This is a genomic window from Polaromonas sp. P1_H6 (assembly GCF_056405195.1).
In genome coordinates this window covers 452858-478399 of the sequence record NZ_JBFUCN010000001.1, presented here as the reverse complement: position 1 = coordinate 478399, position 25542 = coordinate 452858, and the positions used below count along the sequence as shown (strand labels likewise).

The window sequence follows — 25542 nt, the reverse complement described above, 5'->3', positions numbered from 1 at the left end:
CCCTAGGCTTCAACTCCCCGGCAGCACGCGAACCAGCTTGCCGTTGCTGCTGTCGGTCAGCACATAGAGCAGCCCGTCCGGGCCCTGGCGCACGTCGCGTATGCGCTCACCGAGTTCGGTGAGCAGCTTGCTTTCGCGCACCACCTTGCCGGCGAAAGGCGCGGAGAGTTCGATACGGTCCAGGTAGCCGAACTTGAGCGACCCAACGAACAAATTGCCCTGCCAGGCCTTGCCGTAGCGTTCGCTCGTCAAGAAGGCCATGCCCGAAGGCGCGATCGACGGCACCCAAAAATGCAGGGGTTGCTGCATGCCGGCTTTTTCGGTCAGGCCTTCGCCAATCTTGCCGCCGCCGTAGTTCTCGCCGTAGGTGATGACGGGCCAGCCGTAGTTGGCGCCGGCCTTGGAAAGGTTGATTTCATCGCCGCCTTGCAGGCCGTGTTCGTGCATCCAGAAAGTGCCGTCGGGCGCCAGCGTGGCGCCCTGGGCATTGCGGTGGCCGTAGCTCCAGATCTCCGGCAGGGCCCCGGCCTTGCCCACGAAAGGATTGTCCTGGGGGACGGTGCCGTCCTTGTTGATGCGGACGATCTTGCCGTGGTGGTTGTCCAGCGCCTGGGCGTCTTCCTTGCGCGAAAAGCGCTCGCCCAGCGTCAGGAAAAGCTTGCCGTCAACGGCGCCGCCGGCAGCCCGGCTTTCGACGATGCGGCAGCCGAAGTGCGAGCTGCTGGCCACCTTGGGTTTCTGGCTGAAGATGATCTTGAGGTTCTCGAGCCGGCTGTCGTCGGCGCTCAGGGTCGCCCGCGCCAGCGCGGTGCTGTTGCCGCGGCCCCCAGGCCCGGGCTCGGAAAAGCAGAAAAAGACCGTGCGGTTGCGGGCAAAGTCGCTGTCGGTGACCACGTCGAGCAGCCCACCCTGCCCGCCGGCGGCGATCCCGGGCAATCCGGCCGCCGGCGGCCCCAGCTTACCGTCAGCGGCGATGACCCGTAGCCGGCCCGGGCGCTCGGTCACCAGGAAACGGCCGCCGGGCAAAAAAGCCAGGCCCCAGGGGTTTTGCAGGCCGGTTGCCACGGTTTCAGTGCGCACACTCTGCGCCCGGGCAGGGAGTCCGGCCAGGAAAATTGCTATCAAAACAAGAGCTGACTTTCCATATGCCGCTTGGAAGTAAGCCATATTTCACTCCTTAAAGTTACGCGAAAGCCGGCGGCCGCAAGATTGGGCCCGAGGCAGGCAACAGGTAGCCCGGCAATGCGTCCTTTTCATATGCAAACATAGCACCTGAATCGTAAAAAGGGGTTTTCCCGTAGATAAACTCGTTACAAATCAAGGGTTTGTAAAGCTTATCAAGAAGCCACTTGAGGTTGACGTAGGACAGATCTGTCAAGTATCCTAGGCGCCATGCGAAAAATTGCCCCTGCCCTCATCATTGCCTCTGCTGCCTTGTTGGCGGCGGGCGTGCACGCGGCACCGGGCAGCTCCGGCGATGACATGGACAAATTGCTGGCCGACAAGGGCCTGCTCACCAAGATCGACCACGTTCGCCAGAACGTCAGCAACAAGGCTTCCGAGTTGGTGGTCAACGCCATGGGTTTCCTGGGGGTTCCCTACAAGCGCGGCGGCAACACGGTGGAAACCGGCTTTGACTGCAGCGGTTTTGTGCGCGCCATTTACGAACAAAGCGTCGGCCTGCTGCTGCCGCGCCGCGCCGAACAACAGGCCGCGGCCACCCAGCGCATCGACAAGAACGACCTGCAGCCCGGCGACCTGGTGTTTTTCAACACCATGCGGCGCGCCTTCAGCCATGTCGGTATTTACGTCGGCGACGGCAAATTCATCCACTCCCCCAAGCCCGGCGCCGAAGTGCGTGTCGAAAGCATGGGCGTGAGCTACTGGCAGCGCCGCTTTGACGGCGCCCGCCGCGTCACCCCGCAAGGCAACACCGTGCCGGAAACCCAGCGCACGTCGGCACTGCCGGTTTCCCAGCCTGCGACGGCCGCAGCCTCCGAAATCCAGGCCGTGCAAAACGCCGCACCGCAACTCGCAGCCAGCCTGCAGGCACAGCAAGTGATGCAGCAGGAACAATACCGGCGCTGAGCCGGTTTTTTTGCCCTCTTTCCAGGGCTTTCCCCTTCTCTTAGTCCTTCTCGCGCTCGTTTTTCGGCGACATGTCGAGTTCCACGGCTTGGCCGTTGTCGATGGCCTCGCCGGCGCCGGACGGTGAACTGCGGACCGTGCGCACCTCGGTGTCCGCCACCAGGCTGGCAGCCTGGGCCAGCTGAAGCACGGGCTGCTCGGCCGGGGTGCCTTCCACCAGATTGCTGCCTGAAGGGATCACGCGGTTGTTTTCGGTGTTGGACGACAGCTGCTGGTTGCCCTGGGGTTTGCCGTTGACGTTGACCAGGCCGCCGCCCGAATTGGTGACCTGCCCGAAATTGCCGCTGACGCTGCCGCTGCCCGCGTTCATCGTGACCTGCGAGGACGAGCCGGAGAGCTGGGCCTCGCCCACGGCGGCCACCGTCACCACGGGCGCCACGACATTGGCGACCACCGAGTCGCCGGCCAGTGAGGCGGAGCCCGTGGCCACCACCACCACGTTCACGTCGCCCTGCGGTGCCTGCACGACCACATTGTTGCCGCTGATGTTGCCGCTGACGTTGCCGGTGCTGCTACTGACCGTCACATTGCCCTGGCTGGTGGTGGTGGCGCTGATGTCGCCCTGCGCCTGCACGACCACACTGGTGCCGCTGATGCTGCCGCTGACGTTGCCGGTGCTGCTGCTGACCTGCACATTGCCCTGGCTGGTGGTGGTGCCGCTCACGTCGCCGACGGCGGCCACCGCAACCTCGCTGGCGGTGACGTTGGCCGAGACATCGCCGCCGCTGGTGACCTGGACGGCGCCCTGGCTGATGGTGGAGCCGCTCACGTCGCCGCCGGCGTTCAGGGTGTTGGTGGCGCCGGCGTCCTGGCCGCGCAGGGTGTGGTTGCTCAGCGCGACATTGCCCAGCGCGTCGATGCCATAGCCCTTGACCCACAGTGTGCTGTCCAGGCTGAAGGCGTTGGACACCACCTCGAATTGGCCCAGCGCATTGGCCTCGGTGCCGCCCGACAGCATGTGCACATTGCCGCGGCTGGCGCCCGAACCGGCGACCAGGCTCAGCGCGCGGGCTGTGGCCCCGGCATTCTGGATGTCGCCGTTGAGGGTGATGTCGGCGCCCAGGGTGGCCAGCGTCGTGTCGCCCAGCAGGCTGACCGGCGCATTGAACACGATGCCGCCCGCGCCGTCGGCCGTCACCGTGCCGGCGATGCCGGAGCCGCCCGCGCCGGCATTGAGCGCCAGGCTGTGCACGGTGCTGTCACTGAAGTAGAAGTTGTAGGGGTTGTTCACCACCACGTTCTCGCCGTAGGCGCCGGCGCCCACGCGGATGTTGGCGCCGTTGCCAGCGTTGCCCATCGCCGTGCCGATGGACAGGGCCTGGGTGCCGCCGCCCAGCAGGCTGCCGATGCCGACGTGGAAGTCCTGCGTGGCCTGTGCGCCGTTCCAGCCCTGCACGTAGCTGGAGGCCGAGCTGCCCAGGTTGACGGCGTAGTCGTAGGCGTTCTGCTGCGAGGCCTGCAGCCAGGTGTACTGGTTGTTGTCGCTCGCCGTGCTGGCGTTGCGCACCGCGAAGTCGAAGCCGGCGATGCTGAGCGCGCCGAAGTTGCGGCTGGCCGACTCGTCCTGCATGAAGACCGGGTTGCGCTCGGTAAACGTGTTATTGCCCGCCACCGTGATGTTGTTCACCTGCTGGTTGTAGAAGCGGTTGGCCTGGTAAAGCGCCAGGCCGCCCCAGGCGTTGTTGCGCGTGGTGCTGTTGCTGACAGTCACGTTAGCGCTGTCGGTTAGCTGGATGCCGGCCCCCTGCGTGCTGCCCGCATCGTTGCCCACGGGCGCGCCGTTGGCCGTGACATGGTCTATGAGCGCGCCGTCCACGCCGTTGAGGTCCAACTCGGCCCGGCCCGCGCCGCGGGTAGTGACGTTGCGGATCGAAAAATTGCGCAGCCGGGCCGATGCCCCGCCCACGGGCGCCACCTTGATGCCGTAGGACGATGCCACGTTGGCGCTGGGTCCGTAAAGCGTGAAGTCCCTGAGCGACACATTGTCGGCCGTCACGTTGATGCCGTAGCCGTTGACGTTATGCGCGTCGATCACGGTCGCGCCCTGGCCTGAACCGGTCAAGGTCACGCCGCGGTCGACCACCAGCGTGGAAGGCTGCACAAAGGTGCCGCCGCCCACGTTGACCGTGCCGCCGGCGACCACGGCATTCACGCCGCGCTGGATGCTTCCGCTGGCCTGCGTGACGTAGACATTGCCGTCCGTCCAGGTCACCAGGCCGCGCCCGGTGGTGTCCAGCGCATGGGTCACGCGGTCTTCAATGGCGAAACCGTCTGCCGCGCCCACAAAGACGGCGCCTCGGGCGTCGACCGAGGTGTTGTCGACGACGATGTCCTGACCGTTGTTCTTGAACTGCGTCCCGGTGATGGTGACGCTGGTCTGTCCACCGTTTCCGTTTCCGTTTCCGTTTCCATTTCCATTTCCATTGCCGTTGTTGCCGTTACCGTTTCCATTGCCATTACCGTTGTTGTTGCCACGGCTCAGCGTTTCAAAGCGTATGCCGGCATGGCTGGAGTCTTCGATGCTGCCGCCCGAGATATTCACGCTTTGCAGGGTGGCCGGCGCTGCGCTATAGCTGCTGTCACCGGGGATACCGCGGGTCTTGATGACCACCGCCGCGGCTGTCGGGTCGTTCGAGCTATAGCCCGAGTTCTTGACCACCACATTGTCGAAATTGATCGAATTGAAAGCGTCGTACTTGAGGTTGATGTCTATGCCCGCGCCGAACTGGCGGTGCAGCGACGAGGTGGGGGGCGCGCCGTAATTTCCGGCGTTGCTGACAGTGACGTTCCTGAGCGTCAGGTCGTTCGCGGTTTCAAAGTAAAAGCCCTTGAAGCTCGGCCCGTCCACCGTGACGTTCTCGAACAGAGCGTTGCTGAAAGAGCCCGTAGCGACCGGGTGGCCACCCACCATCTGGTAGTTGTTGTAGGTCTGCACACCGATCTGTCCGCCGGTGATGCTGCTGTTCAACATGCGGAAGTTATCGGCCCGGGTCGTCGTGCCGTTGCGCATACCGGAGGTGTTGTTGTTGAAGGCGACCCGATTGACCGTCACGTTGCTGGAAGTTCCGTCTATGCGCAGGCCGTTGCCGTAGTTGGCGATCGACAGGTCGGAGACCGTGACGTTGGAGGCGTTGTTGATGGTCACCCCGTCACCGACGCCCGCCGAGGCGGCCTGCAGCACCGTCTGCCCCGCGCCTGCGCCATCCAGCGTCAGCGCTTTGGTGATGCTGACGCCGCCGGTGTAGGTGCCGGCTGCGACATTGACCGTGCCGCCCATGACCACGGCGTCCACGCCGCCCTGGACGCTGCCCAGCGGCGTGAGCGCGCTGCCTTGCGCGCCGCCGGAACCCGTGGTGGCCACGTTCACGTGTGTGCGGTTGGACGAGGTGTAGCCCTGGTCCTGCACCGACCAGCCGCCGTTGGCGGCGCTCAGGGCCAGCAATGCCTGCTGCCAGGCCAGGGTCGGGCTCGCGGCCATCGGGTTGCTGCGGATCGTTGAGCCGTCCACGTAACCGTTCAGGTGCAGGTTCAGCCCCCATTCGTTGCCCGTCGGGCCCTGGCTATTGCCGGCCATCGCGATGCTGCTGCCGTCGGTGTACTGCACCGAGATGGCGCTCTTGGTGTTTTCAATGCGGTTGCCGGTGACGCTGCCGGTGTTGCGCCCGTCGATCAGGATGCCGTTGCGCACGTCGTGGATGTTGTTGTTGGCGATGGTGAAGCCGGTCACGCCGTTGGCGACGGCGACGCCGCGGCTGATATTGGAGCCCCAGGCGTAGTTGAGGTAAGGCAGGTTGACCGGACCGGCGATCTCCAGGCCGGTCACGGTCACGTTGTTGGCGCTGATGCTGACGCCGTTGACCTGCGCCGCGTCGGGCACCACGATCTTCGCGCCCGACAGGCCGGTCAGCGTGAGGTTGGCCTTGTTGAGCGTCACCTGTTCGGCATAGCTCCCCGCGTGCACGTCCACGGCCGCCCCGTTACCGGTCGTGCCGGCTTTGGCGATGTTCACCGCATCCTGGATTCGCGCGCCGCCGTAGACGTCAATATGGTTGGAGTTTCCGCTGACGCTGGGCGCCTGCAGGGCCGACTTGAGCACCACAGCATTACCGTTCACGACAATCGCATTGCTGGCCCGCTGCACGCCCTCGAGGTTGATCACGCCCGACAGCAGGTTGGCCGCGTCGCCGACACCCAGCCATAGAGTGGTGCCGTCCAGGCTGGCGCCGGCCGCATTGGACACGCTGCTCCCGGTCGCGCCGGCGGCGATGGCGAATTCATAGAGACCGTTATTGAGCGAGACCGTGGCGGCCGTGGCGCCGGCCAGCGCGATGGTGCCGCCGGTGGCACTGATGCTGCCCTGGTTGGTGACCGAAGGCGCGACCAGCGCCACCAGCCCGGCGCCCCGCGCGGTGATGCCACCCTCGTTGACGATGCTGCCGGTGGCGCCCGTGATCTGCGCGCCGCCGGTGCTCATGAAGTAGGTCGCGTCAATGGTGCCCGTGGTGGCGATCAGCGAGCCCACGTTCACCACGGCGTTCGGCCCAAACATCACGCCGTTGGGATTCATCAGCATCACCGTGCCGGTAGCCGACAGGCCGCCCAGGATTTGCGAGGCGTTGGTGTCGCCGGTGATGCGGTTCAGGATGGCCGACGCGGCATTGGGTTGCGTGATCTGCACCGCCTTGCCGAAGTCGATGTTGAAGGTCCCCCAGTCCATCACGGCCCGGGGGCTGGTCTGGGTGATGGTCATCTGGTTGCCGGTCACCGAGCCCGAAGCTGCGCCGGAAAACACCGTGCCGTTTTGCGGCAGGCCCGCCACACCGACGATGTCGACGGTCCAGCCGGGCGGCGCGAACAGCAACGCCGCTGCCGCGGGAAGCGTTTTCAGCGCAAAAGACGGCCGGCGGCGGGACGGAGGACGCAGGCCTTGCGGATGGAACTTGACTTGCATGGAATCACCTCTTGAGAACAAAGACGGCAAAGAACAATCAGGACCGATTCAGCGAACACACATCAAAACCGTGCCAGCAGCGAACCCATCAGCCGCGGGTTCTTGCCGCCGGTCTGGTAGCTCGCGATGGATTTCGTCAGGGGCCAGGCCGCCTCGATCGCGGCCACCACATTTTTTTCAAGGAAAAGGCGCAGCCCCAGGCCGGCGGAAGCCAGGCTCTGGCTGTCCGGCGTGCCGGGCGTGACACTGCCAACCTTCCAGACCTTGCCGATGTCGTAGAAGCCGAACAGCTGCCAGGACTTGAGCCCCGGCATGCCGGTGGCGGCGCCGACAAAGCGCGGCTCGATGCGAAAGGCCAGCGCGCGTTCGCCCACCAGCTCCGCCGGCTCATAAGCCCGGCCGAAGCGCCGCCCGCCCAAGGCGTACTGCTCGGAAGACAGCAGCGGCGTATTGGCCCACTGCCCGCCCGCGCCCACGGTGAACGAAAAATTCGGGCCCACGAACTGCGAACGCTCGTAGTCGAACGTGAACTTGTTGAACACCCCCTTGGCGCCGACCCGGCTCTTGAGCAGGTCGGACTCCTGGGTGCCGCCCAGCCCCTGGCTGAAGTCCAGCTCCAGCGCGTTCTGCCCGTCCGTGCGGTCCAGCAGGCGCCAGCTCAGGCCCAGGCGCAGCGCGCGTATACGGTCCTCGATCACGCGGGTGCCCAGTATTTCGGTCTGGACATCGGAATGGTCATAGGCTGCGCGCGCTATCAGGCTTTCATTGCGGGTGCGCAGCAAGGGGTAGGCGGCGCCCAGCGACACCGTGTCCGCATTGCCGCGCACCTCGAAAGGCGTGAGGATGTCGCCGGGCTGCGTGCGCGCCTGGGACACGGCGGCCGAAAGCCTGAGGCCCTCGATTGTGACGACCTGGCTATAGGACAGCTGCGCATACGCCATCTTGGAGTTGCCGCTGCCCACGCCGACAAAGCGCCACTGGTCGTTCACGCCCAGCAACTGGTTGCCGGCCACACTCAGCGTCAGCTGGTCAGGCCCGAGGTATTTGGAGCCGTAGTTGTCGATGGAGGCAAAGCCCTCCACGCGCTTCATGCTGGCGACCAGCGTGAGGTCGGCCGCGCCCGGCGCCTGCGAAGGTGCGAGCACGCTGCGCAGTTCGATACCGGGGAAGTCATTGGCGATCAGCAGGTAGCGCTCCAGCACGCGGCCCTCTATGGGCCTGGAGGCCTGGATTTTTTCGCCGATGCGCCTCAGCTCTTCTTGCACAAAGGCGCTGACGCCGGGGCCGGCCTGGACGTTCACGCGGTCTATATAGCCCTCGACGACACGCAAGGTCAGCGTGCCGTCCGCGAGCGATTGCGGCGGCACCACGACCAGCGAAAGGATGTAGCCCGCGTTGCGGTACATAGCGGTCAGCGAAGACGCGAGCTCGAGGATGTCGCCGCCCGTGATCTCACGCCCGGTATAGCTGTCGGCCCGCGCCTGCAGCACATTGCCCGGCAGCGCTGTAGCGCTCTCGATGCGGATTTCCTTGAGCGTGACGCGTATGGATTTGAGTGAATCCGGCAAGGGCTCGGCGGAGTCGCTCCTGACTTGCGTGGGCGGTGCCGCGGGTGCGGGCTCGGGCTGGAAATCGAAGCGTTCGCGAAGCCGGCCCGGGTCTATGGTCGAAGGGGCTTGTTGTGCCGAGGCGACGGCCGGAATGACCAGACACAGCGCAACGACATGAGAAAGAACGTCGTGTAAGCCAACGCCATCAGTACGCTTCATTGTTCATCCTGCCTAAAGATCAAGATTTATGCGCCGCTGCAATATCACAGACGGCATCTACCGCATCCCAATTCCGTGAATTAATTCACAGTAACCAATTGTCAAACTTGATACAAGCCAGGAAAAGTGATTAATTCCGGCGAACTTCGTGTAATAGTTTTCCCCCATTTTTTTGGGCATTAATTCTTGCGACTTACATTCACTTACTTTTGTCTCGCATTTTCTGCCTCCAATTACCTATATCTACTACCTACGACTTATTTTTGTAGGCACCAGGGCCATGACATCACGGCCGGAAACTTCTAAAAAAATGCCGGCAGTTGTGTAAAGTTTTGGGCCAGGGCTCGCGCCCAATTGCCTGGACGGCATTCACCCTTGCTTGCATGCTTGTTGACCCGCAGGTAGAAAATCGGCGTTGCCTTGATTGGCCTTGAGGGGAGCCCGCCATGTCCAACTCACTCATCATTCCCTGCCTGCGCTACCGCGACGCGGCCGCCGCCATCGACTGGCTGTGCAGCGCTTTCGGTTTTGAAAAACAGGCGGCCTATCCCAACCCCGACGGCTCCATCGCGCATGCCCAGCTCACGCTGGACGGCGGCATGGTCATGCTGGGCTCGGTGGGCAAGGTGCCCACCGAGTGGGGCAAGCTGATACGCCAGCCCGACGAACTCGGCGGCGTCGAGACACAAAGCGCCTACGTCTGCGTGCACGATGCAGACACCGTGTATGCGCGCGCCAAGGCGGCGGGCGCCGCCATCGTGATCGACATCAAGGATGAGGACTACGGCGGCCGCGGCTTCAGCTGCCGCGACCCTGAGGGCCACCTCTGGAGCATAGGCAGCTACAACCCCTGGTGAGCGGCCGGCGCTTTTCGTGCTCCCGCCGCGCCGCGAATTTGCGCTATAAGCGGCGAAGGCAAAAGAAAAAACCGGGAAGCGCATTGAGAGTCCACATCTATACCGACATCGACACCCTGTTCGGCCGCGCCGCGCGCCTGTGGATGGACGTGCTGCTGCAGGCCGGGCACGAGGCCGAGTTCGTCGACATGGGCAACAGCACCGAGGCGCCGCTGCCCGACGCCGGCCCCAGCGACATCAACCTGCTGATCGCCGGCATCTACGCCCTTCCGCGCTTTGCCAGGCAAGGCCTGCCGCGGCACGGCAAGCACGTGCTCTGGATGTTCGACCCGCTGACGCGAGACGCATCGGCCACGGTGCACAGTTACAAGGCCGGGCTGTTCGATGCCATCGCGCCCGGCCTGCATGCCGTGATGGCCATGGACGCCTCCATCGCGCGCTACCTCGCGCAGCATTTCCCGGCGCTCACAACCTTCCACCTGCCCTACCTGGTGGCGGACAAGCACGTGCGTGAGCCGCTCCCCGAAACGTCAAGAAGCCGGGACGTCGTCATGCTGGGCGGCGACACACCGCGGCGACGCGAGGCCGAGCGCCTGTTCCTCGCGAGCGGCACAAGCCTCCCGGTGCAGGCCGAGTTCATCTGGAGCGGCCTCTGGGGCGCGGCGCGCGATGCCTGCCGCGCCGGCGCACGCATCAACCTCAATGTGCACGCCGATTCCGAACTGCGCTACTTCGACCAGTTCCGCACCTTCGAGGCCTGGGCGGCCGGCACGGCCGTGGTGTCCGACAGCTTTGAAGGCTGGGAAGATTTCGGCATCAAGCCCGGCGTGCACATGGCCATGGCTGAACTGCAAGACCTGCCGCGGGCCTGCGCGGAGCTGCTGGCCGACGTGCCGCGGCGCGAGGCCATGGTGCGCGCCTCGCAGGCACTGCTGCGCGAACGTTTTTCGCCGGCGGCATGGCAGGGCCGCATGCTGGCGATGATGGAAAGCATCGCCTGAACATGGCGGAGATCTCCCGGCAGGAACTGATCGCGCTGCGGCTGGCCAGCCACCGTCTGGCGCCGGCCCTGTCTGCGAAGCCAGCCCCTTTCAAGCGGGTAGCGCAAGCCGTGCAATGGCTGGGCGCCGTGCAGGCACAGGAATACGCCCATGCGCGCTGGGCCGTCGGTTCACGCTTCGCGGCTGGGGCGGCCATCAGCGACGCGGCCGTCGAGCAAGCGCTGGCACAGCGCAAGGTGGTGCGCAGCTGGGTCTTGCGCGGCACACTGCACCTGGCGGCGGCGGCCGACCTGCGCTGGATGCTGGCCCTGGCCGCGCCGGCCTTGCTGACCCGCACCGCGGCGGCCTACCGCGAAGTGAATCTCGATGAAGCCGCCTTCCGCAAAATCCTTCCAGCCCTGCGCGAGTGCCTGGAGGGCGACCGGCAACTCACGCGCGTAGAACTTTTTGCCGCACTCGCGCGGCGCCGCATCGACACCGAAGGTCATCGCGGCGGACGCATCCTCTACCGCGCGGCACAGACCGGGCTGATCTGCCTGGGCGATCCGCAGGGCAGGCAGGCACGCTACACGCTGCTCGATGAATGGCTGCCGCCGGAGCCTGAACTGCCTCGCGAGGACGGCCTCCGGAAACTAGCGCAGCGCTACTTCGCCAGCCACGGCCCCGCCACGCCGGCCGATTTCACAGGCTGGTCGGGACTGGCGGCCGGAGAAGCCAGGGCCGCGCTGGAGATGGCCGCGCCCGGTCTCACGCATGCACTGTTTGAGGGCAGCACCGTGTGGTGGTCCAAGCGCGCGTCAGGACCTGCGCAGCCGGCCGGGAAGCCGGCGCTGCACTTGCTGGCGGGCTTTGACGAATACGTGCTGGGCTACACGGACCGCAAGGCCATCATCGACCCCGCGCATGCCGGCAAGCTCATGACAAGCAACGGCCTGTTCCGCCCGGCGTTGCTGCTCGATGGCCGTGTCGCCGGCACGTGGCAAGCAGAGGCGAAAAAAGGCGCACTCCACATCAGCACCACACCCTTCGCGCCGCTGCCGCGCGGCAGCGCCGGCGCGCTGCGGCTCGCGGCCCAGCGCTATGCCGACTTCATCGGCTTGCCACTGGCGGAAATTCGCTGAGGCAAAAGGTCGGCCATCACAAGGGTTTACCCGGCCGAACTTTCTTCTTCATCGCAAGTCAGCACATTACTCAGGTATAGAAGTCCCGGGTGCATCTGACTTGCACCAGCGCTACTATCGCCCCAGTCTTCCGGCCCATCCTTCCTTCAAATATTGAGGAGCGCATCCATGGCAAAGCTGAACGTCAACGGTACCGTGCGTGAGTTTGAAGTGGAGGACGACACACCGCTGCTGTGGGTCCTCCGCGAGCAGCTCGGGCTCACCGGCACAAAATACGGCTGCGGTATCGCAGCCTGCGGTGCCTGCACCGTGCACATCGACGGCGTGCCTACACGAAGCTGCGTGCGGCCCGTCTCCACGGTGAGCGCCACCGAAAAAATCGTGACCATCGAAGGCCTGTCGCCCGACGGCTCGCACCCGGTGCAGAAGGCCTGGGTGGCGCTGGACGTTCCGCAATGCGGCTACTGCCAGTGCGGCATGGTGATGACGGCCGCGGCGCTGCTCAAGGCCAAGCCGAACCCGACGGATGCCGACATCAACGAGGCGATGACCAACATCTGCCGCTGCGGCACCTACAACCGCATCCGTGCCGCCATCAAGGTCGTTGCCGCGGGCGGCAGCACCAAAAGCGCGGCACTCGCCATCCAGCACACCGACGGGAGCACAACATGAGCGCCACCACCCTGCCCTCCTCATCCGCTTCCGCATCGCCCCGCCTGTCGCGCCGCCGCTTCCTGGCCTCGGGCGCATCGGCTGGTCTTGTCGTCGGGTTCCACATTCCGTTCGCCGGCACGGCCGCGGCGCAAGGCGCCGACTCGCCGGAGATCAACGCCTGGGTCGTGGTGCGCCCCGACGACACGGTCATCATCCGCATCGCCCGCTCTGAAATGGGCCAGGGCAGCCTGACCGGCCTGGCACAGCTCGTGGCCGAAGAGCTGGAATGCAACTGGGCGAAAGTCACCACCGAATACCCGACACCGGGGCAGAACCTCGCGCGCAACCGCGCCTGGGGCAATTTCTCCACCGGCGGCAGCCGCGGCATCCGCGAGTCGCACGACTACGTGCGCAAGGGCGGCGCCACCGCCCGCATGATGCTGGTGCAGGCAGCGGCTGACGAATGGAAGGTACCTGTGGCTGAATGCACGGCGGCCAGCAGCGTGATCACCCACACGCCATCGGGCCGAAAGACCACCTACGGAAAGGTGGCGGTTGCGGCGGCCAAGGTGGCGCCGCCCGCCGAGCCCAAGCTCAAGGATCCGAAAGACTGGAAGCTCGTGGGCAAGCGCCTGGCGCGCCTGGACACCACGGACAAGGTCACGGGCAAGCAGGTCTACGGTGCCGACCTCAAGCTGCCCGGCATGCTCAATGCGGCCATCAAGGACTGCCCGGTGTTCGGCGGCAAGGTCAAGAGCTTCAACGCCGCCGCCATCGAAAAGCGCCCGGGCGTGAAGAAGGTGCTGGCCGTCGGGGACAGCGCGGTGGCCGTCGTCGCCGACACCTGGTGGCGCGCCAAGACCGCGCTGGACGCGCTGCCCATCGAATGGGACAACGGCCCCAATGCCGCCAACTCCAGCGCCAGTGTGGCGCAGATGCTCAAGGCCGGGCTGGACGCGAACGACGCCGTCGTCGGCAACCAGAACGGCGACGCCAAGGCCGCGCTGGCGTCGGCGGCCAGGCGCATCGAGGCGGTGTACTCCTACCCGCACCAGAACCACGCGACCATGGAGCCCATGAACGCGACGGCGCGCTGGACGCCCGAGCGCTGCGAGGTCTGGACGCCCACGCAGAACGGCGAGGCGGCGCTGGCCGCCGCCTCCGAAGCGGCGGGACTGCCGGTCGGCAAATGCGAGGTCTACAAGATCCACCTGGGCGGCGGCTTCGGGCGGCGCGGCGCGGTGCACGACTGGGTGCGCCAGGCCGTCGACATCGCCAAACAGATGCCGGGCGTGCCGGTCAAGCTGCTGTGGTCGCGCGAGGAAGACATGCTGCACGGCCGCTACCACCCGGTCACGCAGTGCAAGCTGCAGGCCGGGCTGGACGCGCAGGGCAATGTCACGGCCCTGCACATGCGCATCTCGGGCCAGTCCATCCTGGCCGGCGTGTTTCCGCAAAACATCCGCAACGGGCTGGACCCGGTGCAGTTCCAGGGCCTGAATGCGCCGGGGCCTGAAGCCTCCATAGGCTACAGCTTCCCCAACCTGCTGATAGACCATGCGATGCGCAACCCCAGCGTGCCGCCCGGCTTCTGGCGCGGTGTGAACCTGAACCAGAACACCATCTACCTCGAGTCCTTCATCGACGAGATCGCGTTTGCCACCAAGCAGGACCCACTGGCCCTGCGGCGCAAACTCATGGGCAGCCATCCCAAGCACCTGGCCGTCCTCAACGCCGTGGCCGAGCGCGTCAAGTGGAACGTGCCGCCGCCCGACGTGGGCGGCCAGAAGGTCTTCCGCGGCCTGGCCCAGACCATGGGCTTCGGCAGCTATGTGGCGGCCTGCGCCGAGGTGTCGGTGAGCCCGGACGGTGTGCTCAAGGTGCACCGCATCGTGGCGGCCACCGACCCGGGCTATGCCGTCAACCCGCAGCAGATCGAGGCGCAAGTCGAAGGCTCTTTCGCCTATGGCCTGTCGGCGGCCCTGTTCGGCGAATGCACGCAGAAAGACGGGCGCATGGAGCAGGACAACTTCAGCACCTACCCCGTCGTGCAGATGCAGCACATGCCGGCGGTGGAGACCCTCATCGTGGCTTCGGGCGGCTTCTGGGGCGGCGTCGGTGAACCGACGATCGCGGTCGCCGCGCCGGCCGTCCTGAATGCCGTGTTCGCCGCGACGGGCAAACGCATACGCGACCTGCCGCTGAAGAACCACGACCTCAAGAAGGCATGAACTGGCAAGGGGCCGTCGCCGGCGGGATGATGATGATGGCGCCCTGGACCAGCTTCGCGCAACAAGCGGTGGCGGCAGTGCCGCCGCTGCAGGTCGTCGGCGATGCCATCCCGCAGGCGCTGACGGCCACGCCCGGCGACCCGGCGCGCGGCCGCGCCATCGTCGCCAACCGCCAGTTGGGCCTGTGCCTGCTGTGCCACACCGGGCCGGTTCCCGAAGAGCGCTTCCAGGGCAACCTGGCGCCCGACCTGGCGGGTGCGGGCACGCGCTGGAACGAAGGCCAGCTGCGCCTGCGCATCGCCGACGCGCAGCGCCTGAACCCGGCCAGCCTCATGCCCGCCTATTACCGCAGTGAAGGCCTGGCGCGCGTGGGTGCGGCCTGGCAAGGCAAGCCCATCCTGGATGCCCAGCAGATCGAGGACGTGGTGGCCTACTTGCGTACGTTACGCAACTAAGAGGAAAAGATGACGCTGCCCCCACACAAACCCGCCCTGCCCCGCCGGCGCCATGTCCTGGCAAGCGCCGCCGGTGTGCTTGCTAGCGTGGTGCTGCAGCCGGCCTCCGCCGCCGCGGGCGACCTGGCGGTGGCCGTGGCGGCCTATACAAAAAATGAGCCCGTCCGCGCGGGCAAGGTCAAGCTCGACGTGGCCGAGCTGGTGGACAACGGCAATGTGGTGCCCATCACCGTCACGGCGGACAGCCCCATGACGGCCGCCGAGCACGTGAAAAGCATTGCCCTCTTCAACGAGAAAAATCCCCAGCGCGACGTCGCCCGCTTCACGCTGGGGCCGCGCGCCGGCAAGGCCGCCGTGACCACGCGCATACGGCTGGCAACTTCGCAGCAACTGGTGGCGGTGGCGCAGATGAGCGACGGCAGCTACTGGTCGCACACGGTGAATGTGATCGTCACGCTCGCCGCCTGTATTGAAGGTGAACCCTGATGGCCCGCACCCTGATCAACGCGCCCACCAGCGCCAGGCGCGGCGAGGTCATAGAAATCCGCGCCACCATAGGCCACCCCATGGAAACCGGTTTTCGCGCCGGCGAGGACGGCAAGGTTTTGCCGCGCAACATCATCCAGAATTTCAGCTGCCGCTACAACGGCGAGCTGGTCTTCAGCGGCGAGCTGTTTTCAGCCGTCTCGGCCAACCCCTACATCGCCTTTCACACCGTGGCCACCGACAGCGGCACGCTGGTGCTCAGCTGGGAAGGCGACAACGGGTTCACGCAGACGGAAAGCATCAGCCTGACCGTCTCGCCATGAGGCATTTCTTGCAAGGCCTGTTACCAGGCCTCTTGGTAGGCCTGCTGGTGAGCCACGCGGGCGCGCAGACCGTGCAGGGCAAGGACGCACGCCGCTCGGGCTTCGAGGACATGGGTGCGTCCACCCAGGCCATGCAGAAAGACGATGCGCTCAATCCCGGCATGCTGTGGGTCAAGGACGGCGAGGCGCTGTGGAAGCAGCCGGCGGGCGCTAGCGGCAAGGCCTGCATCAGCTGCCATGCAGCGGCCCAGAGCAGCATGCGCGGCGTGGCGGCGCGTTATCCGGCGTTTGACACCCCGCTGGGTCGCCCCATCACCCTGAGCCAGCGCATCAACCAGTGCCGCCAGCAGCACCAGCAGGCCGCACCGCTGCGCGCCGAAAGCCCCGAACTGCTGAGCCTGGAAAGCTATGTCGCGTTGCAGTCGCGCGGCTTGCCGCTGGCGCCGCCCAACGACGCCAGGCTGGAGCCCTTCCGCCAGCGCGGGCAGCAGCTGTTCGCGCAGCGCATAGGCCAGCTGAACCTGTCCTGCGCGCAATGCCACGACGGCCTGGCCGGCGGGCGCCTGGCCGGCAGCGTAATCCCCGAGGCCCACCCCACGGGCTACCCGGTGTACCGGCTTGAATGGCAGGCACTGGGCTCGCTGCAGCGCCGCCTGCGCGGCTGCATGAGCGGCGTGCGCGCCCAGCCCTTTGCCTATGGCGCGCAGGAACTGGTGGAGCTGGAGCTGTACCTGAATGCTCGCGCCAAGGGCATGGCGATGGAGTCGCCTGGCGTGCGGCCCTGACTTGAGCGCTACTCTGCGGGCGCTATCAATTACATCGCTTATTGACCAGGCCCATCAAGGGGCTGCTGCACTTTTCTACCTTACCACCAGACCCGCGCTGTTGGGGTCAGTGCCGGCTTGCCACGGCATGCGGCGGCCTCGCGCCGACGCTGACCAGATAAACGCGTGGGCGTTTGCGGCGCCTCTCCCCCGCGAGGCTTATGCCGTCGCGCCACCGCAGGCTGGGAGAGGGAAGCGCCTTCTGGTTCCCGGCGCCAGGGCGCAGTGAAAACCCATCCACAAAGCGCGTATGCATGAAAAGTCGAATTGGCACACAAGTTGCAGATCGCCAGACGTCCTCAGCCGTTTCCCGCTTTCAACCCTGTTGATGGTTGCCAATGCAGCCACATGATTTTTCCGGCAACGACAGCCGCAGGAGCCCCCTGATTGAACAGCACCAAGGCCTTTTTCAGCGGCACGGCAAGCGCTGCCGAAGTGGTCAATGAGTTCCTTCGGCTCATCATGCTTCCTGACCCGGTGGCCGCCAGCCGGTTCACGGCACCCGGCATGAAGATTCTTTTCACCGGCGGCCGGGCCATGAGCGCCCCCACCGAGTGCACCAAATTCAATGCATCGCGCTACAAATGGGTGAAAAAAAGGATTGAGCGCACCGAAACGGTTGCCGCCGGCTCCAACGGCGCCGCGCCCGATGAAGCAGTGGTCTACAGCCTGGGAACCCTGTACGGAGAATGGCCTGACGGGACGTCTTTTGAAGGCAACCGCTATGTGGACCGCTATGTCGTCAAAAGCGGGCTGATCACACACATGGATGTGTGGAACGACAGCGCCGAGTGGTTGCTGGTGCGCGCCGGCCTGGCCGTGCTTTGATCAGCTGATGGCGGCAAACTACAGCGGCGCTCTGCCAACGCACAATCGCTTTGATTACCAGGCGATCAATCGGCGCAAACCTTATCGCTGGCCCAACGGCGCCGGTCTGGCTGTTTACCTGGGTTTCAACATCGAGCACTTTGCCTTCGGCGAGGGTATGGGCGCCACCATCGGCCCGGCCAGCCCGCAACCGGATGTCCTGAACTACAGCTGGCGCGAGTACGGAAACCGCGTTGGCAGCTGGCGCTGCCTCGAGCTGTTTGACAGCTTGGGCCTGCCTGCGGCGGCCCTGATCAACACCGCACTGTATGACCACTGCCCGGAGCTGGTGGCCGCCTGCGTGGCGCGCGGCGACGAACTGGTCGGCCATGGCCACAGCAACGCTGAACGCCAGGCGGCAATGACTGAAGCGAACGAAGGTAGCCTGCTGGTGCAGTGCCGCACGCGCATGCAACTGGAAAGCGGCCAAGCACCGGCCGGGTGGCTTTCACCGTGGATTTCGGAAAGCCTGCAAACGCCTGACCTGCTCGCCGAAAGCGGCTACGGCTACACCCTGAACTGGTGTCACGACGACCAGCCGCTGCCGATGCGCACTCGCAGCGGGCAGGCTTTATGGGCCGTGCCCTACCCGCAGGAACTCAATGACATCCCGATGATCATTGCACGGCAGATGGACGGGAAAGACTTTGCGCAGATGATCATCGACCAGCTTGACGAGATGCTGGAGCAATCGCAGGCCAGCAGTTCAGCACCGCTGGTGATGGGCATTGCACTGCACCCCTACATCGTCGGCCAGCCTTACCGCCTGCGCCACTTGCGGCGTGCGCTTCAGCATGTTGCCGCCGCACGTGACCGGGGCCAGGTCTGGATGGCCACGCCGGGCGATATTTTCCGGCACGCCGTACAGATGGCCACGTGAGCGCCCCCTGGAGGAGGCGCCCCGCGTGCGTGCCAGAGTGACTTGAGGCCGCCGGCTTACTTGCGCGCGGGCGGCAAATCCGTGCAGCTGCCGTGCGCCACTTCCGCCGCCATGCCCATGCTTTCGCCCAGCGTGGGATGCGGGTGTATGGTCTTGCCGATGTCGACGGCGTCGGCGCCCATCTCGATGGCCAGCGCGATCTCGCCGATCATGTCGCCGGCGTGTGTGCCGACGATGCCGCCGCCCAGGATCTTGCCGTGGCCGTGCGCTTCAGGGCTGTCGTCAAACAGCAGCTTGGTGAAGCCTTCGTCCCGGCCGTTGGCGATGGCGCGTCCGGAAGCCGTCCAGGGGAACAAGCCCTTTTTGACCTTGATGCCCTGTGCCTTGGCCTGGTCCTCAGTGAGGCCCACCCAGGCGATTTCGGGGTCGGTGTAGGCCACGCTGGGGATCACGCGCGCGTTGAAGGCGGCGCTGGCGAGTTCCTTGTTGCCCTGCAGCTCGCCGGCGATGACTTCTGCAGCCACGTGCGCTTCATGCACGGCCTTGTGCGCCAGCATGGGCTGGCCCACGATGTCGCCGATGGCGAAGATGTGGGGCACGTTGGTGCGCATCTGGATGTCGACGGGGATGAAGCCGCGGTCGCTGACGCTGATGCCGGCCTTGTCGGCGGCGATCTTCTTGCCGTTGGGCGTGCGGCCCACGGCCTGCAGCACCAGGTCGTAGGTCTGCGGCGCCGGTGCGCCCTCGCCTTCGAAGCTGACTTCAATCCCGGCCTTGGTCGCCTTGGCGCCCACGGTTTTGGTCTTGAGCATGATGTTGTCGAAACGCGGTGCGTTCATCTTCTGCCAGACCTTGACGAGGTCGCGGTCGGCGCCCTGCATCAGGCCGTCCATCATCTCGACCACGTCGAGGCGCGCGCCCAGGGTGGAGTACACCGTGCCCATTTCCAGGCCTATGATGCCGCCGCCCAGGATCAGCATGCGCTTGGGGACTTCCTTGAGGTCTAACGCGCCGGTGGAATCGACCACACGCGGATCGACTGGCATGAAAGGCAGGCGCACGGCTTGTGAGCCTGCCGCGATGATGCAGTTCTTGAAGGCGATGGTCTGCTTCTTGCCGGTCTTTTCCTGGCCTTCGGCCCCTGCGGTTTCCTCAACCTGGAGGTGATGGGCGCCCACAAACTGGCCCACGCCGCGCACCACGGTGACCTTGCGCATCTTGGCCATGGCCGTCAGCCCGCCGGTGAGCTTGCCGACGACTTTTTCCTTGTGCGTGCGCAGCTTGTTGATGTCGAGTTTGGGTTCCCCAAAACTCACACCCAGGCTGTCGAAATGCTTGACCTCATCCATGACCGCGGCCACGTGCAGCAATGCCTTGGAAGGAATGCAGCCCACGTTGAGGCAGACGCCGCCCAGGGTGGCGTAGCGCTCGACCAGCACGACCTTCAGGCCCAGATCGGCGGCGCGGAAAGCGGCCGAATAGCCGCCGGGGCCGGCGCCGAGCACCAGCACGTCGCAATCCAGATCGGCGGAGCCGCTGAAGGTGGCGGCAGCCGGAGCGGGTGCGACAGGCGCGCTGGCGGCCGGTGCGGGTGCGGGGGCCGCGGCCGCGGCCTGCTTTTTCTCCGGCGCGGGCGCAGCAGCAGCGGCGGCGGACGCTTCGAGCGTCAGCACCACGGAACCTTGCTTGACCTTGTCGCCGAGCTTGACCTTGACTTCCTTGACCACGCCGGCGGCGGAGGACGGGATTTCCATCGAGGCCTTGTCGGATTCGACGGTGATCAGGCTTTGTTCGGCCTTGATGGTGTCGCCGGGCTTGACCAGCACTTCAATCACGGACACTTCGTCAAAATCGCCAATGTCCGGCACCTTGATGTCTAGCAGGCTGGATGCGCTCATTTGGAGGCTTTCAATTTAAGGGTGAATATGTCGACGGGGCCTGCCGAGTTCTTGTCGAACTCGCAGCCCGCGTTGAGGCCGGCCACGGCGACTTCGCGCGCGGTCTTGGCCTTGTCCCAGGCGGCGTGCATGGCGCCCAGCGCAAAGCTGCGGCCCGAGCCTATGCCCCAGAATTCCTTGAACTCGAAGACTTCGCGGTAGCTGTAGAGGCCGTAGATGCCGCTGGCGTTGGCAATGACGACGGTGAACTGGCTGGATTCATAGGGGTCGTTGTCGTCCTCCTTGGTCTGCAGGAAGAACGTCTCCTTGAGCAACGGGTGCAGCTTGACGAAGGTGTCGAACACCTCGTCGCGAGAACCCAGCTTGAGCTGGTCTTTGGGCAGGGCCGCCATGGCCTTGCGCAGCACCGGAAAATGCGCCACCGTGCCGGCCATGCCGACGTAGCTCAGGCCGGCGGGCGTGTCGACCTTGAAGATCTTGCTGTTGGCCTCGAAACGCTGGCCCAGGCTGGTGTCGCCGAAGGTGACCAGCGTGTCGGCGGCGATAGCGACCTGCCCCGCCTTTTTGACGACTACAAGTGTTGTCATGCTTCCGCCCCTGTTTACAGCAGGACGCGGCGGAAGTCGGCGAGGATCTGGCCCAGGTAGGCGTTGAAGCGCGCGGCGGCGGCGCCGTCGATCACGCGGTGGTCCCAGCTCAGCGACAGCGGCAGCATCAGGCGCGGCTGGAAGGCCTTGCCGTCCCAGACCGGCTCCGTCGAGCTCTTGCAGACGCCCAGGATGGCGACTTCGGGCGCGTTGATGATGGGCGTGAAGTAGCGCCCGCCAATGCCGCCAAGCGACGAGATCGTGAAGCAGGCGCCGGACATGTCGGCCGGGCTCAGCTTGCCGTCGCGCGCCTTCTTGGCGAGCTCGCCCATCTCTTGCGAGATCTGCACGATGCCCTTCTGGTCGGCGTTCTTGATGACGGGGACGACCAGGCCGTTGGGGGTGTCGGCGGCGAAGGCGACGTTGTAGTACTGCTTGAGCACCAGCTGGTCGCCGTCGAGCGAGGCGTTGAATTCGGGGAATTTCTTGAGCGCGGCGACCGAGGCCTTGATCAGGAAGGCCAGCATGGTGATCTTGATGCCGGCTTTCTCGTTTTCCTTGTTCATGAGCACGCGGAAGGCTTCGAGTTCGGTGATGTCGGCATCGTCGTGGTTGCAGACGTGCGGGATCATCACCCAGTTGCGGTGCAGGTTGGCGCCACTGATCTTCTTGATGCGCGACATGTCCTTGCGCTCGACCGGGCCGAACTTGGTGAAGTCGACCTTGGGCCATGGCAACAGGTCCAGCCCCGCCCCGCCGCCCGAAGACGCGGGCGCCTTGGCGGCCTGCGCCTGGGTGCGGACGCTGCCGTCCATCACCGACTTGGTGAAGGCCTGCACGTCGTCCTGCGTGATGCGGCCCTTGGGGCCTGAGCCCTTGACTTCGGCCAGCGGCACGCCGAGTTCGCGCGCGAACTTGCGCACCGAGGGGGATGCGTGCGGCAGGCTGCCCTGCGGGGCAGTGGTGGGGTCGTGGGCGGGCTGGCTGGCGGCGGATACGGCGGCAGGCGCTGGCGCGGACGCCGTGGCAGGCGCCGAAGCGGCTGCAGGGGCTGCGGGTGCCGGTGCGGCGGCGGGTGCTGCGCTGGCGGCAACAGAGCCTTCCAGCACGGCCAGCAGGTCGCCGATGTTGACGACGTCGCCCATCTTGACCTTGAGATCTTTGAGCACGCCGGCGGCGGACGACGGGATTTCCATCGAGGCCTTGTCGGATTCGACGGTGATCAGCGACTGCTCGGCCTTGATGGTGTCGCCGGGCTTGACCAGGATCTCAATGACGGACACGTCCTTGAAGTCGCCGATGTCGGGCACGCGGACTTCGACCGGGCCGGAGGCGGAAGGTGCGGCGGCAGGTGCGGGTGCCGGGGCGCTGGCCGCCGGAGCCGCAGGCGCAGCGGCGGGTTTTGCCGCCGCTGCTGGTGCTGGTGCAGCGGCTTCGGCCCCCGCGACTTCCAGCGTCAGCACGACCGAGCCCTGCTTGACCTTGTCGTCGAGCTTGACCCGCAGTTCCTTGACCACGCCGGCGTGGCTCGAAGGGATTTCCATGGAGGCCTTGTCGGACTCCACGGTGATCAGCGACTGCTCTGCCTTGACAGTGTCGCCGGGCTTGACCAGCAATTCGATCACCGTCACTTCGTCGAAATCCCCGATATCAGGAACTTGAATGTCTACCACTGCCATATCTTGTCTCCGTTTGCTTCAGGCGTTCAGGCGTCTACGTCAGGGTTTTAACTCAAGCGTAAAGCGGATTGATTTTGTCGACATTGATGCCGTACTTCTTGATGGCTTCGCTCACCTTGGCGACGGGCACCGTGCCCTCTTCGCTGAGCGCCTTCAAGGCCGCCACGACGATGTAGTGGCGGTTGATCTCGAAGTGCTCGCGCAGCTTGCTGCGGAAGTCGCTGCGGCCGAAACCGTCGGTGCCCAGCACCTTGAAGGTGCGGCCCTTGGGGATGAAGGAGCGGATCTGCTCGGCGTAGGCCTTCATGTAGTCGGTCGAGGCGATGACGGGGCCGGTGTGCTTTTCAAGCTGCTCGGCCACAAACGGCACCTTGGCTTTTTCGGCCGGGTGCAGCAGGCTCCAGCGTTCGGCGGTCTGGCCGTCGCGGGCCAGTTCGTTGAAGCTCGGGCAGCTCCAGACGTTGGCGGCGACGCCCCATTCTTTTTCGAGCAGCTCCTGCGCGGCGATGGACTCGCGCAGGATGGTGCCGGAACCCAGCAGTTGCACGCGCGGCGTGAGCTTGGCGCCTTCCTTGCACAGGTACATGCCTTTGATGATCTGCTCTTCGGTGCCGGGCTTGAGGCCGGGCATGGCGTAGTTCTCATTGAGCAGCGTGAGGTAGAAGTAGACGTTGTCCTGCTTCTCGACCATGCGCTTGAGGCCGTGGTGCAGGATGACGCCGACTTCGTGCGCGAAGGTCGGGTCGTAGCTGATGCAGTTGGGGATGGTGCCGGCCAGGATGTGGCTGTGGCCGTCTTCGTGCTGCAGGCCTTCGCCGTTGAGCGTGGTGCGGCCCGAGGTGCCGCCCAGCAGGAAGCCGCGCGCCTGCATGTCACCGGCCGCCCAGGCCAGGTCGCCGATGCGCTGGAAGCCGAACATCGAGTAGTACACGTAGAACGGCACCATGATGCGGTTGTTGGTGCTGTACGAGGTGGCGGCCGCGATCCAGCTGCTCATGCCGCCGGCTTCGTTGATGCCTTCCTGCAGGATCTGGCCCTGTTTGTCTTCCTTGTAGTACATCACCTGGTCTTTGTCGACCGGCGTGTATTTCTGGCCATCGGGGTTGTAGATGCCGATCTGGCGGAACAGGCCTTCCATGCCGAAAGTACGGGCCTCGTCCACCAGGATGGGCACCACGCGCGGGCCCAGGGCCTGGTCGCGCAGCAGCTGCGTGAGGAAGCGCACATAGGCCTGGGTGGTCGAGATTTCGCGGCCTTCGGCCGTGGGCTCGATCACCGACTTGAAGGTCTCCAGCGCGGGCACGGTGAACTGCTCGTCGGCCTTGACGCGGCGGTGCGGCAGGTAGCCGCCCAGGGCCTTGCGGCGCTCGTGCAGGTAGCGCATCTCGGGCGTGTCTTCGGCCGGCTTGTAGAAGGGGATGTCGGCCAGCTGGCTGTCGGGAATCGGGATGTTGAAGCGGTCGCGGAAGGCCTTGATGTCTTCGTCGGCCAGTTTTTTGGTCTGGTGGACGTTGTTCTTGCCTTCGCCGATCTTGCCCATGCCGAAGCCCTTGACGGTCTTGATCAGCAGGACGGTGGGCTGGCCCTTGTGGTTGACGGCCTTGTGGAAGGCCGCATAGACCTTTTGCGAATCGTGGCCGCCGCGGCGCAGGTTGAAGATGTCCTCGTCGCTCATCTTGGCGACCATCTCGAGCGTGCGCGGGTCCTGGCCGAAGAAATGCTTGCGCACGTAGGCACCGTCATTGGCCTTCATGGCCTGGTAGTCGCCGTCCAGCGTGTCCATCATGACCTTCTTGAGCGCGCCATCCTTGTCGCGGGCCAGCAATGGGTCCCAGTTGCTGCCCCAGAGCAGCTTGATGACGTTCCAGCCGGCGCCGCGGAACTCGCCTTCGAGTTCCTGGATGATCTTGCCGTTGCCGCGCACCGGGCCGTCCAGGCGTTGCAGGTTGCAGTTGATGACGAAGACCAGGTTGTCGAGCTTTTCGCGCGCGGCCAGGCCGATGGCGCCCATGGATTCGACTTCGTCCATCTCGCCGTCGCCGAGGAAGGCCCAGACCTTGCGGTTTTCGGTGTTGGCGATGCCGCGGGCATGCAGGTACTTGAGGAAACGCGCCTGGTAGATCGCCATCAGCGGGCCCAGGCCCATGGAGACGGTGGGAAACTGCCAGAACTCGGGCATCAGCTTGGGATGCGGGTAGCTGGACAGGCCCTTGCCGTCGACTTCCTGGCGGAAGTTGAGCAATTGCTCTTCGGTCAGGCGGCCTTCGAGGTAGGCGCGGGCATAGACGCCGGGCGACACGTGGCCCTGGATGTAGAGGCAGTCGCCGCCGTGCTCTTTACCCGGTTCAGCGCTCTCGGCGTGCCAGAAGTGGTTGAAGCCGGCGCCGAACAGGCTGGCCAGCGAGGCGAAGGAGCCGATGTGGCCGCCCAGGTCGCCGCCGTCGGCGGGATGCAGGCGGTTGGCCTTGACCACCATGGCCATGGCGTTCCAGCGCATGTAGGCGCGCAGGCGTTCCTCGATCTCGAGGTTGCCGGGCGAACGCTCTTCCTGGTCGGTCTCAATGGTGTTGACGTAGCCGGTGTTGGCCGAGAAAGGCATGTCGATGCTCTTCTGGCGGGCATGCTCCAGCAGTTGCTCGAGCAGGAAATGGGCGCGCTCCGGACCTTCGCTTTCGATCACGGCGGACAGGGCGTCCATCCATTCGCGGGTTTCCTGGCTGTCTTTGTCCAGCGCGTCGTTGGCGGCGGCGCGCAAGTTGTCGCCGGCTTGGGTGGGATTGGCAGCCATTTTTTGTCTCCTGAGTAGCCTGG

18 protein-coding genes and 1 pseudogene are annotated in these 25542 nt (G+C 65.4%); 12 read left to right on the top strand and 7 right to left on the bottom strand.

Annotation, left to right across the window (positions count from 1 at the left end; genetic code table 11):
- Positions 1–9 precede the first annotated feature (9 nt).
- Entirely contained in the window at positions 10–1167 is a 1158-nt protein-coding gene (locus AC1D1F_RS02245) for a PQQ-dependent sugar dehydrogenase (RefSeq protein ID WP_477678432.1), read from the bottom strand.
- 225 nt (positions 1168–1392) lie between these two features.
- On the opposite strand from AC1D1F_RS02245, the pseudogene AC1D1F_RS02240 reads away from it, so the two are divergent.
- Positions 1393–1941: pseudogene (locus tag AC1D1F_RS02240) on the top strand (C40 family peptidase); the annotation flags it as partial.
- 187 nt (positions 1942–2128) lie between these two features.
- On the opposite strand, the gene AC1D1F_RS02235 reads toward AC1D1F_RS02240, so the two are convergent.
- Both AC1D1F_RS02235 and AC1D1F_RS02230 read right to left on the bottom strand, forming a co-directional pair.
- Entirely contained in the window at positions 2129–7099 is a 4971-nt protein-coding gene (locus AC1D1F_RS02235) for a beta strand repeat-containing protein (RefSeq protein WP_477696997.1), read from the bottom strand.
- A gap of 62 nt (positions 7100–7161) precedes the next feature.
- On the bottom strand, positions 7162–8868 hold the full coding sequence (locus tag AC1D1F_RS02230) for a ShlB/FhaC/HecB family hemolysin secretion/activation protein (protein WP_477678852.1): 1707 nt from the start codon (positions 8866–8868) through the stop codon (positions 7162–7164).
- A gap of 446 nt (positions 8869–9314) precedes the next feature.
- On the opposite strand from AC1D1F_RS02230, the gene AC1D1F_RS02225 reads away from it, so the two are divergent.
- The 11 genes from AC1D1F_RS02225 (at position 9315) to AC1D1F_RS02175 (ending at position 18567) form a co-directional block, all read left to right on the top strand.
- Positions 9315–9725, top strand: a complete 411-nt coding sequence (locus AC1D1F_RS02225) for a VOC family protein (protein WP_477678851.1) — start codon at positions 9315–9317, stop codon at positions 9723–9725.
- A gap of 83 nt (positions 9726–9808) precedes the next feature.
- A complete protein-coding gene (locus AC1D1F_RS02220; protein ID WP_477696996.1) occupies positions 9809–10726 on the top strand; it encodes a glycosyltransferase family protein in 918 nt (305 codons plus the stop codon).
- A 2-nt stretch (positions 10727–10728) separates the two neighbouring features.
- Positions 10729–11847: a winged helix DNA-binding domain-containing protein gene (locus AC1D1F_RS02215; protein WP_477696995.1), complete on the top strand. Its 1119-nt coding sequence runs from the start codon at positions 10729–10731 to the stop codon at positions 11845–11847.
- Positions 11848–12015: 168 nt separating this feature from the next.
- Entirely contained in the window at positions 12016–12519 is a 504-nt protein-coding gene (locus tag AC1D1F_RS02210; protein ID WP_477676900.1) for a (2Fe-2S)-binding protein, read from the top strand.
- Positions 12516–14732, top strand: coding sequence for a xanthine dehydrogenase family protein molybdopterin-binding subunit (locus tag AC1D1F_RS02205; protein ID WP_477676899.1), 2217 nt, complete (start codon positions 12516–12518; stop codon positions 14730–14732). The genes AC1D1F_RS02210 and AC1D1F_RS02205 overlap by 4 nt, the downstream gene beginning before the upstream one ends.
- Positions 14729–15187, top strand: a complete 459-nt coding sequence (gene soxX / locus AC1D1F_RS02200; protein ID WP_477676898.1) for a sulfur oxidation c-type cytochrome SoxX — start codon at positions 14729–14731, stop codon at positions 15185–15187. The genes AC1D1F_RS02205 and soxX overlap by 4 nt, the downstream gene beginning before the upstream one ends.
- A gap of 9 nt (positions 15188–15196) precedes the next feature.
- Positions 15197–15673 carry a SoxY-related AACIE arm protein gene (locus AC1D1F_RS02195; RefSeq protein ID WP_477696993.1) on the top strand — a complete coding sequence of 159 codons (477 nt, stop codon included), beginning with the start codon at positions 15197–15199 and terminating at the stop codon, positions 15671–15673.
- Positions 15673–15996 carry a thiosulfate oxidation carrier complex protein SoxZ gene (soxZ, locus tag AC1D1F_RS02190; protein ID WP_477676896.1) on the top strand — a complete coding sequence of 108 codons (324 nt, stop codon included), beginning with the start codon at positions 15673–15675 and terminating at the stop codon, positions 15994–15996. The genes AC1D1F_RS02195 and soxZ overlap by 1 nt, the downstream gene beginning before the upstream one ends.
- Positions 15993–16781: a sulfur oxidation c-type cytochrome SoxA gene (gene soxA / locus AC1D1F_RS02185; RefSeq protein WP_477676895.1), complete on the top strand. Its 789-nt coding sequence runs from the start codon at positions 15993–15995 to the stop codon at positions 16779–16781. Before soxZ ends, soxA begins: the two co-directional genes overlap by 4 nt.
- 501 nt (positions 16782–17282) lie before the next feature.
- Positions 17283–17648 carry a nuclear transport factor 2 family protein gene (locus AC1D1F_RS02180; protein ID WP_477676903.1) on the top strand — a complete coding sequence of 122 codons (366 nt, stop codon included), beginning with the start codon at positions 17283–17285 and terminating at the stop codon, positions 17646–17648.
- A gap of 7 nt (positions 17649–17655) precedes the next feature.
- Positions 17656–18567 carry a polysaccharide deacetylase family protein gene (locus AC1D1F_RS02175; RefSeq protein WP_477676894.1) on the top strand — a complete coding sequence of 304 codons (912 nt, stop codon included), beginning with the start codon at positions 17656–17658 and terminating at the stop codon, positions 18565–18567.
- Positions 18568–18623: 56 nt separating this feature from the next.
- Here the strand turns inward: AC1D1F_RS02175 and lpdA are convergent, their stop codons facing one another.
- The 4 genes from lpdA to aceE are packed head-to-tail and all read right to left on the bottom strand — an operon-like array spanning position 18624 to position 25519.
- On the bottom strand, positions 18624–20465 hold the full coding sequence (gene lpdA, locus AC1D1F_RS02170; RefSeq protein ID WP_477676893.1) for a dihydrolipoyl dehydrogenase: 1842 nt from the start codon (positions 20463–20465) through the stop codon (positions 18624–18626).
- Complete coding sequence (locus tag AC1D1F_RS02165) at positions 20462–21052, bottom strand: MFS transporter (RefSeq protein ID WP_477676892.1); 591 nt, start codon at positions 21050–21052, stop codon at positions 20462–20464. Before AC1D1F_RS02165 ends, lpdA begins: the two co-directional genes overlap by 4 nt.
- Positions 21053–21066: 14 nt before the next feature.
- Positions 21067–22731 (bottom strand): dihydrolipoyllysine-residue acetyltransferase, encoded by a 1665-nt coding sequence (aceF, locus tag AC1D1F_RS02160; protein ID WP_477676891.1) that lies wholly within the window; start codon positions 22729–22731, stop codon positions 21067–21069.
- A gap of 52 nt (positions 22732–22783) precedes the next feature.
- Positions 22784–25519 carry a pyruvate dehydrogenase (acetyl-transferring), homodimeric type gene (gene aceE, locus AC1D1F_RS02155; protein WP_477700643.1) on the bottom strand — a complete coding sequence of 912 codons (2736 nt, stop codon included), beginning with the start codon at positions 25517–25519 and terminating at the stop codon, positions 22784–22786.
- Positions 25520–25542: the final 23 nt, after the last annotated feature.

Excerpts from the sequence above, each read along its gene's own strand:
- AC1D1F_RS02245 (WP_477678432.1), bottom strand. The coding sequence starts at position 1,167 with ATGGCTTACTTCCAAGCGGCATATGGAAAGTCAGCTCTTGTTTTGATA.
- AC1D1F_RS02235 (WP_477696997.1), bottom strand. The coding sequence starts at position 7,099 with ATGCAAGTCAAGTTCCATCCGCAAGGCCTGCGTCCTCCGTCCCGCCGC.
- AC1D1F_RS02230 (WP_477678852.1), bottom strand. The coding sequence starts at position 8,868 with ATGAAGCGTACTGATGGCGTTGGCTTACACGACGTTCTTTCTCATGTC.
- AC1D1F_RS02225 (WP_477678851.1), top strand. The coding sequence starts at position 9,315 with ATGTCCAACTCACTCATCATTCCCTGCCTGCGCTACCGCGACGCGGCC.
- AC1D1F_RS02215 (WP_477696995.1), top strand. The coding sequence starts at position 10,729 with ATGGCGGAGATCTCCCGGCAGGAACTGATCGCGCTGCGGCTGGCCAGC.
- AC1D1F_RS02210 (WP_477676900.1), top strand. The coding sequence starts at position 12,016 with ATGGCAAAGCTGAACGTCAACGGTACCGTGCGTGAGTTTGAAGTGGAG.
- AC1D1F_RS02205 (WP_477676899.1), top strand. The coding sequence starts at position 12,516 with ATGAGCGCCACCACCCTGCCCTCCTCATCCGCTTCCGCATCGCCCCGC.
- soxX (WP_477676898.1), top strand. The coding sequence starts at position 14,729 with ATGAACTGGCAAGGGGCCGTCGCCGGCGGGATGATGATGATGGCGCCC.
- AC1D1F_RS02195 (WP_477696993.1), top strand. The coding sequence starts at position 15,197 with ATGACGCTGCCCCCACACAAACCCGCCCTGCCCCGCCGGCGCCATGTC.
- soxZ (WP_477676896.1), top strand. The coding sequence starts at position 15,673 with ATGGCCCGCACCCTGATCAACGCGCCCACCAGCGCCAGGCGCGGCGAG.
- soxA (WP_477676895.1), top strand. The coding sequence starts at position 15,993 with ATGAGGCATTTCTTGCAAGGCCTGTTACCAGGCCTCTTGGTAGGCCTG.
- AC1D1F_RS02180 (WP_477676903.1), top strand. The coding sequence starts at position 17,283 with ATGCTTCCTGACCCGGTGGCCGCCAGCCGGTTCACGGCACCCGGCATG.
- AC1D1F_RS02175 (WP_477676894.1), top strand. The coding sequence starts at position 17,656 with ATGGCGGCAAACTACAGCGGCGCTCTGCCAACGCACAATCGCTTTGAT.
- lpdA (WP_477676893.1), bottom strand. The coding sequence starts at position 20,465 with ATGAGCGCATCCAGCCTGCTAGACATCAAGGTGCCGGACATTGGCGAT.
- AC1D1F_RS02165 (WP_477676892.1), bottom strand. The coding sequence starts at position 21,052 with ATGACAACACTTGTAGTCGTCAAAAAGGCGGGGCAGGTCGCTATCGCC.
- aceF (WP_477676891.1), bottom strand. The coding sequence starts at position 22,731 with ATGGCAGTGGTAGACATTCAAGTTCCTGATATCGGGGATTTCGACGAA.
- aceE (WP_477700643.1), bottom strand. The coding sequence starts at position 25,519 with ATGGCTGCCAATCCCACCCAAGCCGGCGACAACTTGCGCGCCGCCGCC.